Below are 14206 nucleotides of genomic sequence, written 5' to 3'. Positions count from 1 at the left end.
CTCAGCGGACCTCGACCAGCCGCACGCGCTTGTAGATGCGGCGGTCCAGCGGCAGGCGGGTGTCGATGAAGCCGAGCGCTTCGTCGAACTCGAAGCTGAAGGTGGGGACGGGCGGGCTGATGGAGATGAGCAGCTCGAACTCCCAGACGCTGGTGAGGCGCGAGCGGCCCCCCACGGCCTCGTCCGGCGGCGGGGGGAGCTTCTCCGCCATGGCGCGCACGTCCTTGATGGCCTCCTTGTCGACCTCGGCCTGGTGGCTGGGCTCCAGGAGCTGCACGTCGATGAGCTGGCCCCGCGCGTCCTGGACCACGCGGATGAGGGCGCGGCGCGTGGTGCGGAACTCCTGGCGCATCTGCTGGCGCAGCTCCCGGCGCGCGTTGAGCGTGGGGTCTCCGGCCGTGCTGATGGGCCTGCGCCGGTCCTCGCCCGGGCCGTTCTTCGCGGCGAACGAGCCCGACGCGCCGTAGTCCGCCGCGCGCTCCATCCAGATGCGCGAGTACGCCCGGCCGCGCTCCATGCCCATGTCGAAGTAGCCCTGGAGGCCGTGCTCCTTCACGGCGCGGTCGGCGTCCCACGCCTTCATCAGCGCCTTGCCGAGCTGGCCGTAGTACGGGTGGACCAGCCCGCGATCCACGCGGCCTCGACCCACGCTTTCGGAGACCAGCTCCTCCACCAGCCCCTGGGCGGAAGGGGGCGCATGCGGGTCCGCCACGCCGCCGTCGAGCACCGCCGCCGGGCCGCTGCGCGTCCCGGAGAGCGCCGTGACTTGCCGGGCCGCGAGCAACAGCCGAGCGCCCGTGGCGGACGCGCCATCCGCGCGGGGCAGGTCCGAGGGAGGTGTCCCCGCGACCGGTGCATCCGCGAAGCGGGGGACCGCGGGGGCCGTGTCTGGGCGCGGCGTCTGCGCGGGACGTTCGGGCGGGGTGGGCGCCAGGGCGTGCGGGGTGGGCGCTCGAACTGGCGTCGTGTCGCGCTCGGCGTTGGCCTGGGCGGCCGCTGCGTCGCGGTAGGGCAGGGCGTCCGCTTGGGCCGAGTCCGCGTCACGCTCGGAGTCCGCACGGGCCGATGATGCGGCCGGCTCTGGCGGAGCGGTTTCGCTTTGGGGCGCAGAGGGCAATGCCTCCGAAAGACGTGGGGCCGGTGCAGTGGGCGGTGCCCCCGCGATGTCTCGGTCCGGCGTTTCGGGACGTGAAGCCGTCACGGGTGGAGCCTGGGCGATGCCAGGCGCCCGTGTCGCGTTGTCCGGCGGGGGCGGTCGGTGCTCGCCGGCGACAGTCTCCGGCGAGGCGCGGACCTCATCCGGGGCGGGCTTCGGCGGCTCACGCTCCGCGGCCTCGGCGGAGGGCGGCGCCTCCGCCACCTCCACCTCCACCCATTCAACGGCAGGCGACGAAGCCGGTAACGGCTGGCGCGAAACAGGCGCCTCACCCTCCAGGGCCAGCCACAAGAGCCCATGGACGCCGGCGCTGGCGACGAGCGCTGACAGCAGGCGTCGGGTGGGCCGCTCGCGGGACATGCGCCTCCATTTAACCCCGCCTTCACGTCATGCCCGGGGAATCCGCGTGGGGAGGATAGGAAACGTGAGCCCGACGCGTTTACTCTTCGCGACATCGGAGGAAGGACCCCAGGATGTCGACCTCGCTGCTCGCGACGGATGGCTACAAGTTCAGCATGGCGGAGGCGGGCTGGCCGCTTCGTCGGGAAACGTTCTACTACTCGCACCGGCGGGGTGGTCTCCAGGTCATGCCCCTGGACGTGGCGGCCTTCGTCCAGTCGCTCATCCCCGAGCCCAAGGCGGAGGACTACGACTACCTCAGCCGCTACGACTACGAGATGGGCGTGGGCTTCAAGGCGGCCATCCTCCGCCGTGAGAAGCTCAGCATCCGCGCCATCCCCAAGGGCGCGCTCTTCTACCCGCGCGAGCCCATCCTCACGCTGACGGGGCCGTCCGCCTTGGTGTCCTGGGTGGAGCCGCTGCTGCTCCAGCTCAACTTCCGCATCCAGGTGGCCACGCTGGCGCTGTCGGACCGGGACGCGCTGGCCCGCGCGCTGGCCACCGTGACGTGCGACGAGCAGAAGGCCATCGCGCTGGAGACGCTCGACGCGGTGGGCGTGAAGCCGGTGCCCATCACCGTGGACGCGGAGGGCTACGCGAAGCGCGTCCATGCCACCGTCAAGGAGCTGGTGGACCTCGTGGAGGACCCGGCCCGCATCTTCGAGGTCGGCCTGCGCGCGGCCACCTGCCTGGAGCAGCACGAACTGGCGCTGCGAAGCTGCAAGGAGGCCGGCGTCACGCGCACCTCCAACGTGGAGGGGGCGTTCAAGCTGGGCATGATTCCCGTGGGCACCATGGGGCACGAGCACATCCAGCGCTACGGCTCGGATGAAGCCGCGTTCCGCGCCATGCGCGAGCGCCGGCCGCAGCGCTCCAGCTACCTGCTGGACACCTTCGACACGCTCACGTCCGGCATCCCCGCGGCCTTCCAGCTCATCCAGGAGGAGCCGGGCAACCACGACTCCATCCGCTTCGACTCCGGCAACAAGAAGCTCCAGTACCTCTACGCGGTGACGCGGGCGAGGGACCTGGGCATCCGCCCCGTCAACATCCTGGAGGACGGCCTGGACGCGGAGGCCACGCGCGAGTTCGAGGAGCTGCGCCGGCAGGTGGGCTGGGAGCCGTCGGCCCAGTTCTACGGCTACGGTGGCCACATCGTCGCGCGGACCATGGACTGCCCGCTCACCCGGGACAAGGTGGCCGCCATCTACAAGCTGTCGCGCACGGGCAACACGCCGGTGATGAAGTTCGGCAACGAGCTGGCCGAGGGCAAGAAGAGCATCCCCGGCGAGCCGGTCCTCTTCCGCCGCCGCCATGGCTCGGGGCCCATCGGGCTCGTCGGCCAGGTGGGAGAGCCCGTCCCGGACGGCTACTTCCCGCTCATGGAGAGCGCGCCGGAGCGCCCGTCGCTGGTGGGCGCGCAGGAGACGGCGGCCGAGGCGCGCGTGGCCTACACCGCCGCGACGCAGGCGCTGGTGGACGGGCTGCACCGCCGCCACTTCCCCCACTCGCAGCGCTGAGGCCGACATGTCCCTGCCCATGCCCCGCTTCCACGAGGATGCCCGCGCCGGCCAGCTCTACCTGGAGCGTGGCGCGGAGGTGGCCGAGGAGGCCCTCCGCTACGTGGCAGAGCACCGCATCCGCCCCGCCCGCGAGGACGCGACGCGCATCGCCGTGTTTGGCATCGACGTGCAGGTGGCCTTCTGCACCCCGGGCGCCAGCCTCTTCGTGCCCGGCGCGGTGGAGGACACGCAGCGCGCGCTGCGCTGGCTCTACGCGCACCTGGACCGGGTGACGGAGCTGGTGTTCTCCCTGGACACCCACCGCGCGCACCACGTCTTCCATCCGTCCTGGTGGCGGGACGCGCAAGGGCGGCCGCCGCCGCCGCTCACGGCCATCACCGCGGCGGACGTGCGCTCCGGCCGGTGGCGCGCCACGCGCTCCCACGAGGAGAGCCTGGCCTACTGCGAGCAGCTGGAGGCCAGCGGCCGGTACGTGCTCACCGTCTGGCCCTTCCACGCGATGCTCGGCGGGCTGAGCCACGCGCTGGTGCCGTCCGTCTTCGAGGCGAGCCTCTTCCACGCCCTGGCGCGCGACGTCCCCACGCACTTCGAGCTCAAGGGGGAGCACCCGCTCACGGAGAACTACTCCGTGCTGTCTCCCGAGGTGACGGAGGTGAAGGGGCAGCAGGTGGGAGCGTTCAACACGCGCCTCTTCGAGCACCTGATGTCCTTCGACCGCGTCTACGTCTTCGGCCAGGCCAGCTCGCACTGCGTGCTGAACACGCTGCTGGACCTGCGGCGTCACCTCGAGCGGACGGACCCGTCGAAGCTGGGGCGCATCCACATCCTGGAGGACGCCATGAGCCCGGTGCCCGCGCCGCCCCTGGACCCGCTGCCGCCCTCGCTGGACTTCCCCCGGCTGGCCCGGGAGGCGCTCCAGGACTTCCAGGCCGCGGGCATGCGGGTGGTGCGGACCACGGACCCGCTGGAAGGATAGCGGGCTGGCAGAAGGCGCGGGTGCGCCCACGTACCCAGCGTGTGGTAGCATCTCCCGTTCGTTCCCGGCAGGGCCGGAAACCTCAGCGTCGGTGAAGGGGGAGTCATGGCCGCTCAAAGCAGTGCGCCCGCGTTCTCGGTGCAGGTGGGCTCTCACGACGCCCATGCGCTGAGCGTCTCCAGTATTTCCGGCACCGAGGCGCTGAGCCACCTGTTCGACTTCCGGGTGGACTTCTTCGCCAAGGACGGCGAGCCCATCACCCCCAGCGAGCTGCTGGGGCAGGACGCGCTGCTCACCCTGTCCGTTCGTGACGGCGCGCCTCGCCACGTGCACGGCTGGGTCCGCGAGGTGGAGTCGCTGGGCCTGAAGGCGGGCCGCCGCCGCTACCGGGCGCACGTGGTGCCCAGGCTGTGGCGCCTCACCCAGCAACACCGCAGCCGCATCTTCCAGCAGAAGTCCGTGCCGGACATCCTCAAGGCCGTCCTGGACGAGGCCGGCGTGAAGACGCGGCTGTCCCTGGCCGGCAGCTACGCCGCCCGCGACTACTGCGTGCAGTACCGGGAGAGCGACTTCGCCTTCCTCAGCCGGCTCATGGAGTGGGAGGGCATCTTCTACTTCTTCGAGCACGCCGAGGACGGCCACACCCTGGTGCTGGGAGACAAGCCCACGACGCACGTGCCGCTGCCCCAGGGCCCGCAGCTCCCGCTGCACGCGAGCCGGGGCAACGCGGTGGTGGAGGGCGAATACCTCTCCGCGCTGGAGGTGGTGCACCGCCTGCGGCCCGGCGCCGTCCACCTGAAGGACTTCGACTTCGAGAAGCCCGGCCTGGACATCTCCGGCAAGGCGCAGGCGCCCGAGGGCGTCACGGAGCTGGAGCTCTACGACTACCCCGCCGGGTACGTGGCGCCGGGCGTGGGCAAGGCCGCGTCCAGCGTGCGCACGGAAGCGGCCAGCATGGGCGGGCGCACGCTGTCGGGCCAGGGCGTGGCGCCGCGCCTGACGCCGGGGTACCTGCTGGAGGTGCTGTCCCCGGAGGACGGCACCTTCGCGGGCGAATACCTCGTCACGGAGGTGATGCACTGGGCCTCCCAGCCGGACGTCAGCGCGGGCAGCGAGTCGCTCCAGGGCCTGTACCGCAACCAGTTCCAGCTCCTGCCCAAGGCCGTGCCCTTCCGCCCCCGGCGCCTGACGCCGTTGCCGCAGCTCGCCGGGCCGCAGACGGCCACGGTGGTGGGGCCCGCGGGCGAGGAGATCCACACCGACGAGCACGGCCGCATCAAGGTGCAGTTCCACTGGGACCGCGAGGGCCAGCGCGACGAGAAGGCCTCCTGCTGGGTGCGCGTGGGCCAGCCGTGGGGCGGCCAGGCCTGGGGTGACGTGTGGCTGCCGCGCATCGGCCAGGAGGTGGTGGTGCGCTTCCTGGAGGGCGACCCGGACCGGCCCCTGGTGGCGGGGGCCGTCTACAACGGCACCAACACGGTGCCGTACGGCCTGCCAGGGGAGAAGACGAAGTCCACGCGCAAGAGCGCCTCCAGCCTGGGCAGTGACGGCTTCAACGAGGTCCGGGTGGAGGACGCGGCGGGACAGGAGGAGGTCTTCACCCACGCGCAGAAGGACGAGGACCTGCTCACGGAGAACGACAAGGACCAGCAGGTGACGGGCTTCGAGGACCTGCTGGTGAAGAAGGACCGCGAGCGCACGGTGGAGGGCAACCAGGAGCTGCGCGTGGGCGCGGACGACGTGAGCGTCGTCGAGCAGAACCAGACGCTGCTGGTGCAGGGCAACCGCTCCACCCGGACGACGCAGTCCCATGACGAGGCCGTGGAGGGCAACCAGACGATGACGGTGGGCGGCAACCTCACCGCGCTGGTGCTCCAGGGCGCCATGGAGAACGTGGGGGCCGCGAAGGCCACCACCATTGGCGGCGCCTACAGCGTCAACGTGGCGCTGGCCTACAACGAGGCCACCGGCGGCGCGCGCGGCCTCGAGGTGGCCGGCGCCCACACCGAGCACGTGCTGGGCGCCCGCCAGGAGACGGTCGCCAAGGACAAGACGGTGGACGTCGGCGGTGACTGGGACTTGCGCACCAAGGGCCAGCTCACGCTGACCATTGGCAAGGATTGGGAGGAGGACATCGGGAAGACCACCGGCCTCTACATCACCGAGCCCATGGCCGGCCTGGCCAAGAAGTTCGACCTGAAGGCGGACACCTTCTCGCTCATCGTCGGAGACAACCTCATCCTCAAGATGGAGAAGTCCGGCAAGGTGACCTTCACCCTGAAGACGCTCACCGTGGACGGCAAGGAGGTGAAGTTCAAGGGCGCCAAGGTGAAGATGGAGGCGGCCGGTTCGCTCAAGAGCGATTCGCGAGAGGCGAAGGAGCTGGAGCACCTCAAGGACCCGGACCCCCTCAACGTCGAGTTCAACCTCAAGGGGATGGACGGCAAGCCCATCAAGGACCAGCCCTTCGAGCTGCACATGCCCGACGGCAGCATCAAGAAGGGCCGAGTGGACGGGAGCGGGAAGGGCGTGGTGGAGAAGGTGCCGCCCGGCGACTACCGCATCGTCTTCCCGGAGATGTCGGGCCGCATCAACAAGGGGTCCTGAGCTGTACCCGCCCGCGCGGGCACACGCGCCATTTCGGATAGGCCAGCGATGGAAACGTACGTCGTCAAGGACGGGGACTCCCCCGACTCAATCGCGCAGAAGTATGGGTTCAAGGAATGGAAGCTCATCTACGAGCATCCGGACAACGGGGGCCTGCGCTCCACGCGTGGCGCCAACGAGGTGAAGGCGGATGACCGGGTCATCATCCCGGACCTGCCGGAGAACCAGGTGTCCGCGGGCGGGCCGCAGAACCTCATCGCCACGCCCGGGACGCCGCTGACGCTGCCGCCCGTCCACTTCGACGCGCACATGCACATCATGAGCGGCAACTGCACGCCCATGCCCGCGCTCGTGCAGATGATGAAGGACAAGGGCCTGGGCTTCCTCATCGGCACGGGCACCAGCCGCACGAAGATCAACCGCCTGGGCTTCTGGGCGGCGAAGATTCCGTTCGCGCCCGACATCGGGGATGTGTCCCACCGGGACACGCACCGCATTGGCGAGGAGGCGGTGCGCTCCAATGACAGCCTCGCCCAGGACCGGACGGGGTACGCCCCGGACGGGATGGGCGGCGTGGAGGAGTACGTCATCCCCGCGCCCCTGCGCGCCTATGCGTCCACCCAGGGCCACGCGGAGGCCAGCGCCTCCTACCTGGGCATGTCCATCGTCCTCACCATGGACATGGACTACTGCCACCTGGCGGGCTACCAGGGGGACCCCATCTACAGCGAGGAGGACGGCGAGTCCGGGCCCGCCATCACCTATCGCTGGCGCACGAAGTCCGACGACCCCGGCGAGAAGATCGTCGCGAAGTCCGACGAGGTGGACCTCCACGAGACGTGGGCCCGGCAGCTCCGGCACACCGAGCAGGCGACGGCGGAGCACCCCTTCCGGCTGCTGCCGATGTACCACTTCGAGCCGCGCCGCTTCATCAAGAACGGAGACAAGGCCGCCGCCTTCAAGAAGGTGGTGACGGCCTCGCAGGCGGCGCCCTACATCGGCTTCAAGATGTACAGCCCGCAGGGCTACATGCCGAAGGAGCGCCACGCGCCGGTGAAGGACGTCCTGAGCGGGTTCTTCTCCGACTGCGCGGCGAAGGACATCCCGGTGATGACCCACTGCACGCCGTCCGGCTTCTACACGCACGAGCGGCGCTTCTACCTGGACCACGAGCCGGACGAGGCCATCCGCAAGGACCCGAAGTACTGGCCGTCCCAGGAGGCCATCGCCGCCGCGGACACCAACATCACCAAGGCCCGCGAATACGTGGCGGAGCTGGAGGCGAGCTGGAAGAGCCACATCCCGCTGGTGCTGCGCCGCGCCCGCAACGGCGTGGAGGACGCCATCGAGGCCAAGGAGAAGCTGCTGAACCCGGGCCGGATGCGCTACTTCTACGAGAACTACGTGCACCCGGAGGCCTGGCGCCCGGTGCTCAACGACAACCCGAACCTGCGCCTGTGTCTGGCGCACTTCGCCAGCGACGGCACCTTCTGGGACTTCCGCAAGGGGCTCTCCGTCAAGCAGGACGCCCAGAAGGTCCAGTATGACAAGAGCTGGATTGGCTCCATCGTCGAGCTGTGCGACGAGTTCCCCAACTTCTACACGGACATCTCCTACCTGGACCTGATGGAGAAGCAGAAGTGGAAGCTGCTGGCGGAGATCCTCAAGTCCAGCCCGTGGATGTTGAAGAAGGTCATGTTCGGCACCGACTGGTACATGATTACCGCCGAGCCCGTGGCGTACGCGGCCTGGTACAGCCGCACCATCCGCGGGCTGGAGTTCATCCAGAAGGAGCTGCCGACGCAGGTGAACCTCTTCACCCAGTTCGCCATCGTCAATCCCATGCGCTTCTACCGGATGATTGAGGTCGCGCCGAAGATGAAGGAGGGCCTCAAGGCGCTCCAGGAGCGGCTCAAGGTGACGGGCGCGCCGGTGGACGCGCTGGAGGACAACTTCACCACGCTGATGCGGCTGCAGCACCCGCTGGAGCAGATTGACAAGGCGGGTGGGCTGGCCAGCGGCCCCATGCTGTTCACCGCGACCACGAAGGCGAAGTAGGAGCGCCCCGCCCATGGAGCCCAACAAGGACCCCTTCCTGCTGACGCCCGCGCTGCCCGCGCCCGCGGCGCCCGTGCGTCACAAGTCGCCGTTCCCCTGGAACCAGGTGGCGCTCGTGTTCCCGGCGCCCGTGCCGGACTCGGTGGCGGTGCTCACGCTGAACGACAAGCTCTGGCGCCTGGAGCTGTCCGGCCCCGAGGTGCGCCGCGTCGAGGTGGATGACGAGTACCTGGAGCAGGTGTCCGGGGGGGAGCTGTCCGGCCTGCCGCCGCCGTCCCCCACGCACCTGGCGTACCTCCAGACGCGGCGGCTGGTGCTGTACGACCTCAAGTGGCAGCTCGCCAAGACGTGGTCCATGGCCGGGCGCCTGGAGGAGGTGTCCATCCGCGGCGCCTGGGTCTCCCACACGCCGCAGGTGGTGGCGGTGGAGCTGGAGGACACCACGAACTACGTCACCGACGACCGCATCGACTTCCGGCTGCGCACCTGGCGGCTGGACGGTGAAAAGCGCGTGCAGCAGGGCGCGCTGGAGCTGGGCTCCGTGGTGGGCGCGGTGAAGTGGGACGCGGGCGCGGGGCTGGTGGCGGTGCAGCGGCCCGGGGCCTCGCTGGAGCTCTATGGGCCCGACCTGGGCAAACCCCAGCCAGAGCACCCGCTGGCGCTCGCGCTGCGCAAGCTGGCGGTGGATGGCCTGACGGTGCAGTCGCTGCGGCTGCACCCCGCGCGGCCGGTGGCGCTCGTCGCGCTGGGGCGCGAGGTGGCGCCGAAGCGCGAGGCGGGGAAGGAGAAGCCCGAGGACCCGGGCATCTGGCGCGTGTCGTGGGAGGGCGCGTCCGCGGTGACGGCGCGGCTGGCCCGCTACGCGTCGGGTGAATCGGTGACGCTGGGCTCGCTGTCGCCCGAGGGCGACTGGCTCTTCTACCGCGTGCTGAACAGCGCCGGCCGCGACCCGCACCTCTATGTGCAGCAGGTGGGCGCGGCCTTCAAGGCGCCCCTGGCGCTGGGCGCCGTCCCGGAGAAGGGCGCGGCGTTGCTGTGGACGGGGGGGGAGGTGCCCTCGCTCGTCATGTACGACGGGACGAAGGACGCGCTGGTGCACTGGAAGCTGGGGGCCGCGCCGCCGAAGGCCGACGGGAAGTGACGGCCCGGCTCAGCGCCCCTTGAGGCGCTGGGCGGCCCAACGCGCGGCGGCCTCGCACAGCACCTTCGAGGCTGCTTCGCTCGGCTGGGCGTGGGCGCTCAGGTCCACCACGTCGTGGAAGAGGTCCAGCTCCAGGCCCTCGTCCCGCCGCACCTGCCCGGCGAAGAGCACCACCGGGGTGCCGTGCTCGCGGGCCAGCCGCGCGATGCCGCCCGGGCCCTTGCCCAGTGACGTCTGCCGGTCGAAGCGCCCCTCGCCGGTGAGCACCACGTCCGCCATCAGCACGCGGCGCTCCAGGCCCAGCGCGCGCGACACCAGCTCGTAGCCCGGCACCAGCCGCGCCCCCGCGAGCGCCAGCAGGCCAAAGCCGAAGCCGCCCGCCGCCCCCGCGCCGGGCCAGCCCGCGGGCGTGTCGCCCAGCACCGTGGCCGCGTGCGCCAGCGCCGCTTCCAGCGCCTCCACGCCGGCTTCGTCCGCGCCCTTCTGCGGGCCGAAGAGCCGCGCGGCCCCGTCCGGCCCCAGCAGGGGCGAGGTGACGTCCGTGGCGCCCAGCAGCTCCACCTCCGTCAGGCGCGGGTGCCGTCCGCTCGCGTCCACGCGGGCCAGCCCGGCCAGCGCCGCGCCGCCCGGTGGCAGCGGCTGCCCCCGCGCGTCCAGGAAGCGGAAGCCCAGGGCGCTGAGGGCGCCGGTGCCCGCGTCGGTGGTGGCGCTGCCGCCCAGGCCGACGATGAGCCGCTCACAGCCCGCGTCCAGCGCCGCGCGCATCAGCTCGCCCGCGCCGTAGGTGGACGCCGCCAGCGCGTCACGCGCGCCGGGGGCCAACAGCGACAGGCCGGACGCGGCGGCCATCTCCACCACCGCGGTGCGCCCGTCCTCCACCAGGGCCCAGTGCGCCTCCACGGGCGCGCCCAGGGGCCCTCGCACCACCTGCTGGCGGCGCTCGCCGCGCAGGCCCGTCAGCAGGGCCTCCACCGTCCCCGGGCCACCGTCCGCGAGCGGCGCGACGTCCAGCACCACTTCGGGAGAGGACTCGCGGATGCCGCGGGCCATGGCCTCGGCCGCCTCCGCGGCGGAAAGCGTTCCTTTGAATTCCTGCGGTGCGACGAGCCAGCGAGGAGAAATCACGGTGAAGGGCTTGGCGGTTTCTGCGGTGTCCAGGGAACTCCAGAAGGCCAAGGGACTCGTACCGCGTCCTTCACCTGCGAGAGCCCCCACTCCTGGCATACCACTGCCCACGTCATTCCCACCCCTGGGGTGATGCGTGTTTCATCACTTCTGTGTCTCAGCGATACACCAGCGCCGCGAATTCCTGCAAAGGCTTGAATTGCAAAGTCGCAATTCAGGCTTTCGAGGCGTCCTGCCAGGCCTCCGCATGCCAGTCCAGCAGGGGGCGAGGGGCCTTCAGCGAGGGGGCCACGCGCTGGGACACACGCTCCAGCCGCTCCAGCAGCGACGCCACCGCCTCCGCGGGCTGGCGCGCGGGGCCTTGGATGCGCCCGCAGAAGAAGGTCCGGCAGCCGAAGGGCCGGTCCGCGTACACGGAGCAGCGCAGGCCGGTGGCGTCCAGGTAGGGGCAGCCGCCGTCCGCGCGGGGCGGGGGCAGGGGGCGGCCGCGGGACAGCAGCTCCCACTCGGGCTGCCACAGCCAGGGCTGGCGCTGGGTGACGGCCAACTGGCAGCACTCGCCGCTGGCCGGGCAGGAGTAGGGGGCGTAGGCCGCGTCGGCCTGGCGGTAGACGGCGCGCACCTCCTTCAGCGCGCGCTCCCGCTCGCGGGTGCCGCCCAGGGGCGCGTCGTCTTCCTCGTCGTCCCAGTCCCGCGTCCGCATGCGCGTGGCCTTTAGAGCACCCGGAGCACGAAGCACTTCAGGTAGCGCGTCTCGCGCAGGTTGAGGAGCACGGGGTGGTCCCTGCCGGCGCCGCGCCGCTCGATGATCTGCACGCGGCGGCGGGCGTCCGCGGCGGCGGAGGCGAGCATGTCCTCGAAGGCCTGCTCGTCCACGTGGTACGTGCAGCTCGCGGAGATGAGGATGCCGCCGGGCCGGAGCAGTTGCATGGCGCGGAGGTTGATCTCCTTGTACCCGCGCACCGCGGCGGGGATGGCGTCCTTGTTCTTCGCGAAGGAGGGCGGGTCCAGGACGATGGTGTCGAAGCGCTTGCCCTCGTCCACCGCGTCGCGGAGGAAGTCGAAGGCGTTGGCCACCACCACGTCCAGGTTGGCCAGCTTGTTGGACGCCGCGTTCTCCCGGAGCTGCGCCGCCGCCGCGTCGGAGATTTCAATCGCCGTGACGTGTTTGGCCCGCGTGGCGAGCTGGAGCGCGAAGCCGCCGACGTAGGCGAAGCAGTCCAGCGCCTCGCCGTGGGCGTACTGCGAGGCCATGACGTGGTTCTCCCGCTGGTCCAGGAAGGCGCCCGTCTTCTGGCCCTCCAGCAGGTCCGCGCGCATCTTCACCAGGCCCTCGTCGAAGGACACCGGGCCGGGCCGCTCGCCGCGCAGCACGCCCTTCTCCGGGGTGAGGCCCTCCAGGTTGCGCACGCCCACGTCGGAGCGGTTGATGATGCCGCGCGGCTTGAACTGCGCCTCGAGCAGGTCGGCGATGAGCGCCTTGCGCTGCTCCATGGCGGGGACCAGGAACTGCGCGCTGAGGAAGTCGCCGTAGCGGTCCACCACGAGCCCGGGCAGGCCGTCCGCCTCGCCGTGCACCAGGCGGTACGTCTTCTCTCCCGGGAGCGCGAGCTGGCGCAGCGACTCCGCGGCCAACAGCCGCTCGCGGAAGAAGTCCGCGTCCACCGCGACGTCGTCGAAGGTGAGCCAGCGCAGGGAAATCTTCGAGTGCTTCGAATAGAAGGCCTTGCCGAGGAACCAGCCCCGGCTGTCCGTCACGCGCACCACCTCGCCGCCGGCGAGGCCCGGGTCGCCGTTGAGGTCCGCGCGGTAGATCCACGGGTGGCCGCCCTGCCAGCGCTCCACGCCCCGGCGCAGCAGCGACACCTGGGGGAGGCCGTCCGGGCCCAGCTCGGGGGAGGTGCGGTCCGGCGCGGGCTTCTCGGGGCGGCCGTGGGGGCGCCCCCGGCCCTGCTGGGAGGGGCCCGAGGGCTTGTTGCCGCTTCGGCGCGGGTACGGAGGCTTGGAGGAGGTGGACATGGCGTTGGCGGCGTATACTCGCAACCCGCGTGAGATACGAGTTGCTCCTCCAGACGATGACGCCGGGCACGCCTTACGAGGCGGCGCGGGTGGATGCCCTCCTTTCCGAGCGGGGTGCGGTGGTCCGCCCGGACGGTGTGCGCAGGTGGCCCTTCAAGAGCGGCGACGTCGACATCGGCGAGCTGCGCGAGGGCGGCCAGGTGGTGGCCACCGAGCTGCGCGTGCCGCTGTCGGACCGCCCGGACCTGATGCGCGAGGTGATTGAGGCGGCGGCGGCCCTGGCCACCGAGGCCGGCGCCCGGCTGGTGGACCCGCAGCTTGGCCGGGCGCTGAACGGCAAGGCCGACGCCGGGGTGATGGAGCAGTACGCCCGGACGGCGCGCTACGCGGGCGAGGTGGCGGGCGTGCCCGAGGCGCTCGGCGCGAGCAGCTACGCGCAGGAGACGCAGGGCGCCCGGGGCTTCCAGCCCTCCACGCGCATGGTCCTCATCGCCATTGGCATCTTCGTGGTCCTGTACCTGGTGGTGGACTCGCTCGTGAGCCAGCTCGGCGGGGCCTGAGGTCCGGTTCTCCAGCACGGCTCCTCCCGAAGGGTTACCTTGGGAGCGTGTTCCGCTACCTCCTCCTCGCCCTCATCGTGGTGCCCATCCTCGAGCTCTACCTGCTCCTGGCCATTGGCCGGCAGCTAGGGCCCACGCCCACGCTCGCCTGGGTGCTGCTGTCTGGCCTGGTCGGAGCCTGGCTCTCCCGGCGGGAGGGCAGGCGGGTGCTGCGTCAGTGGCGCGAGTCCATGGCGCGGGGCCAGGTGCCCGAGGAGGGCATCCTCAGCGGCGTGCTGGTGCTCGCTGGCGGCGTGCTGCTCGTCATCCCCGGCGTCATCACCGACGGGGTGGGGCTCCTGCTGCTGCTGCCCCCCGTGCGGCGCCTCATCTCCGCGCGCGTCCGCCGCGCCCTGGAGCGCAAGGTTCGCGACGGCTCCATGCACGTCACCACCTTCGGCGGCGGCGCGTTTGGCGGCGGCTTCCACGCGTCGGTGGGCGGCCCCTTCCCGGGGGGCCCCGTGCCGCGCACGCCGCACACCGGCGTCTTCGAACCGGATGCCGGCGCCACCGGGGCCCGCCGTCCTCAGGGACCGCAGGCGGAGGTGGACGCCGAATTCACCGAGGAGAAGCCGGGGCGGAGCTGACACGCACTGCCCGGAG

Annotated in this window: 11 protein-coding genes; 7 read left to right on the top strand and 4 right to left on the bottom strand. The window is 71.3% G+C overall.

From position 1 onward, the window contains the following. Position 1 precedes the first annotated feature (1 nt). Positions 2 to 1516 (bottom strand): TonB C-terminal domain-containing protein, encoded by a 1515-nt coding sequence (locus MYMAC_RS27080; protein ID WP_095960178.1) that lies wholly within the window; start codon positions 1514 to 1516, stop codon positions 2 to 4. A 113-nt stretch (positions 1517 to 1629) separates the two neighbouring features. Between MYMAC_RS27080 and MYMAC_RS27075 the strand changes: the two genes are divergently transcribed. The 5 genes from MYMAC_RS27075 to MYMAC_RS27055 all read left to right on the top strand — a co-directional run bounded on the left by MYMAC_RS27075 (position 1630) and on the right by MYMAC_RS27055 (position 9860). Beyond that, positions 1630 to 3075: a nicotinate phosphoribosyltransferase gene (locus MYMAC_RS27075; RefSeq protein ID WP_095960177.1), complete on the top strand. Its 1446-nt coding sequence runs from the start codon at positions 1630 to 1632 to the stop codon at positions 3073 to 3075. Between the two features lie 7 nt (positions 3076 to 3082). Continuing rightward, a complete protein-coding gene (locus MYMAC_RS27070; protein WP_095960176.1) occupies positions 3083 to 4054 on the top strand; it encodes a cysteine hydrolase family protein in 972 nt (323 codons plus the stop codon). A gap of 105 nt (positions 4055 to 4159) precedes the next feature. Beyond that, on the top strand, positions 4160 to 6661 hold the full coding sequence (locus tag MYMAC_RS27065; RefSeq protein WP_095960175.1) for a type VI secretion system Vgr family protein: 2502 nt from the start codon (positions 4160 to 4162) through the stop codon (positions 6659 to 6661). Between the two features lie 48 nt (positions 6662 to 6709). Next, positions 6710 to 8719 (top strand): amidohydrolase family protein, encoded by a 2010-nt coding sequence (locus MYMAC_RS27060; RefSeq protein ID WP_013942021.1) that lies wholly within the window; start codon positions 6710 to 6712, stop codon positions 8717 to 8719. A gap of 13 nt (positions 8720 to 8732) precedes the next feature. Next, on the top strand, positions 8733 to 9860 hold the full coding sequence (locus MYMAC_RS27055; protein WP_095960174.1) for a hypothetical protein: 1128 nt from the start codon (positions 8733 to 8735) through the stop codon (positions 9858 to 9860). Between the two features lie 9 nt (positions 9861 to 9869). On the opposite strand, the gene MYMAC_RS27050 is transcribed toward MYMAC_RS27055, so the two are convergent. From MYMAC_RS27050 to MYMAC_RS27040, 3 genes are all read right to left on the bottom strand, one after another. Then, positions 9870 to 10985, bottom strand: a complete 1116-nt coding sequence (locus MYMAC_RS27050) for a glycerate kinase (RefSeq protein WP_095961703.1) — start codon at positions 10983 to 10985, stop codon at positions 9870 to 9872. A 214-nt stretch (positions 10986 to 11199) separates the two neighbouring features. Beyond that, a complete protein-coding gene (locus MYMAC_RS27045) occupies positions 11200 to 11688 on the bottom strand; it encodes a YkgJ family cysteine cluster protein (protein ID WP_013942018.1) in 489 nt (162 codons plus the stop codon). Positions 11689 to 11699: 11 nt separating this feature from the next. After that, a complete protein-coding gene (locus MYMAC_RS27040) occupies positions 11700 to 13004 on the bottom strand; it encodes a class I SAM-dependent rRNA methyltransferase (RefSeq protein ID WP_204816969.1) in 1305 nt (434 codons plus the stop codon). A gap of 29 nt (positions 13005 to 13033) precedes the next feature. On the opposite strand from MYMAC_RS27040, the gene MYMAC_RS27035 reads away from it, so the two are divergent. After that, a complete protein-coding gene (locus tag MYMAC_RS27035; RefSeq protein WP_095960173.1) occupies positions 13034 to 13564 on the top strand; it encodes a hypothetical protein in 531 nt (176 codons plus the stop codon). Between the two features lie 47 nt (positions 13565 to 13611). Continuing rightward, positions 13612 to 14190 (top strand): FxsA family protein, encoded by a 579-nt coding sequence (locus MYMAC_RS27030; protein WP_095960172.1) that lies wholly within the window; start codon positions 13612 to 13614, stop codon positions 14188 to 14190. Positions 14191 to 14206 lie beyond the last annotated feature (16 nt).

This window comes from Corallococcus macrosporus DSM 14697, assembly GCF_002305895.1.
GTDB lineage: Bacteria > Myxococcota > Myxococcia > Myxococcales > Myxococcaceae > Myxococcus > Myxococcus macrosporus.
Note: the sequence above shows the minus strand (reverse complement) of the source record. Positions and strands in the feature narration are given on the sequence as shown.

Bases quoted from the DNA above. Each gene is read 5' to 3' on its own strand.
- MYMAC_RS27040 (WP_204816969.1), bottom strand. From the start codon at position 13,004: ATGTCCACCTCCTCCAAGCCTCCGTACCCGCGCCGAAGCGGCAACAAG.
- MYMAC_RS27045 (WP_013942018.1), bottom strand. From the start codon at position 11,688: ATGCGGACGCGGGACTGGGACGACGAGGAAGACGACGCGCCCCTGGGC.
- MYMAC_RS27055 (WP_095960174.1), top strand. From the start codon at position 8,733: ATGGAGCCCAACAAGGACCCCTTCCTGCTGACGCCCGCGCTGCCCGCG.
- MYMAC_RS27070 (WP_095960176.1), top strand. From the start codon at position 3,083: ATGTCCCTGCCCATGCCCCGCTTCCACGAGGATGCCCGCGCCGGCCAG.
- MYMAC_RS27060 (WP_013942021.1), top strand. From the start codon at position 6,710: ATGGAAACGTACGTCGTCAAGGACGGGGACTCCCCCGACTCAATCGCG.
- MYMAC_RS27075 (WP_095960177.1), top strand. From the start codon at position 1,630: ATGTCGACCTCGCTGCTCGCGACGGATGGCTACAAGTTCAGCATGGCG.
- MYMAC_RS27065 (WP_095960175.1), top strand. From the start codon at position 4,160: ATGGCCGCTCAAAGCAGTGCGCCCGCGTTCTCGGTGCAGGTGGGCTCT.
- MYMAC_RS27080 (WP_095960178.1), bottom strand. From the start codon at position 1,516: ATGTCCCGCGAGCGGCCCACCCGACGCCTGCTGTCAGCGCTCGTCGCC.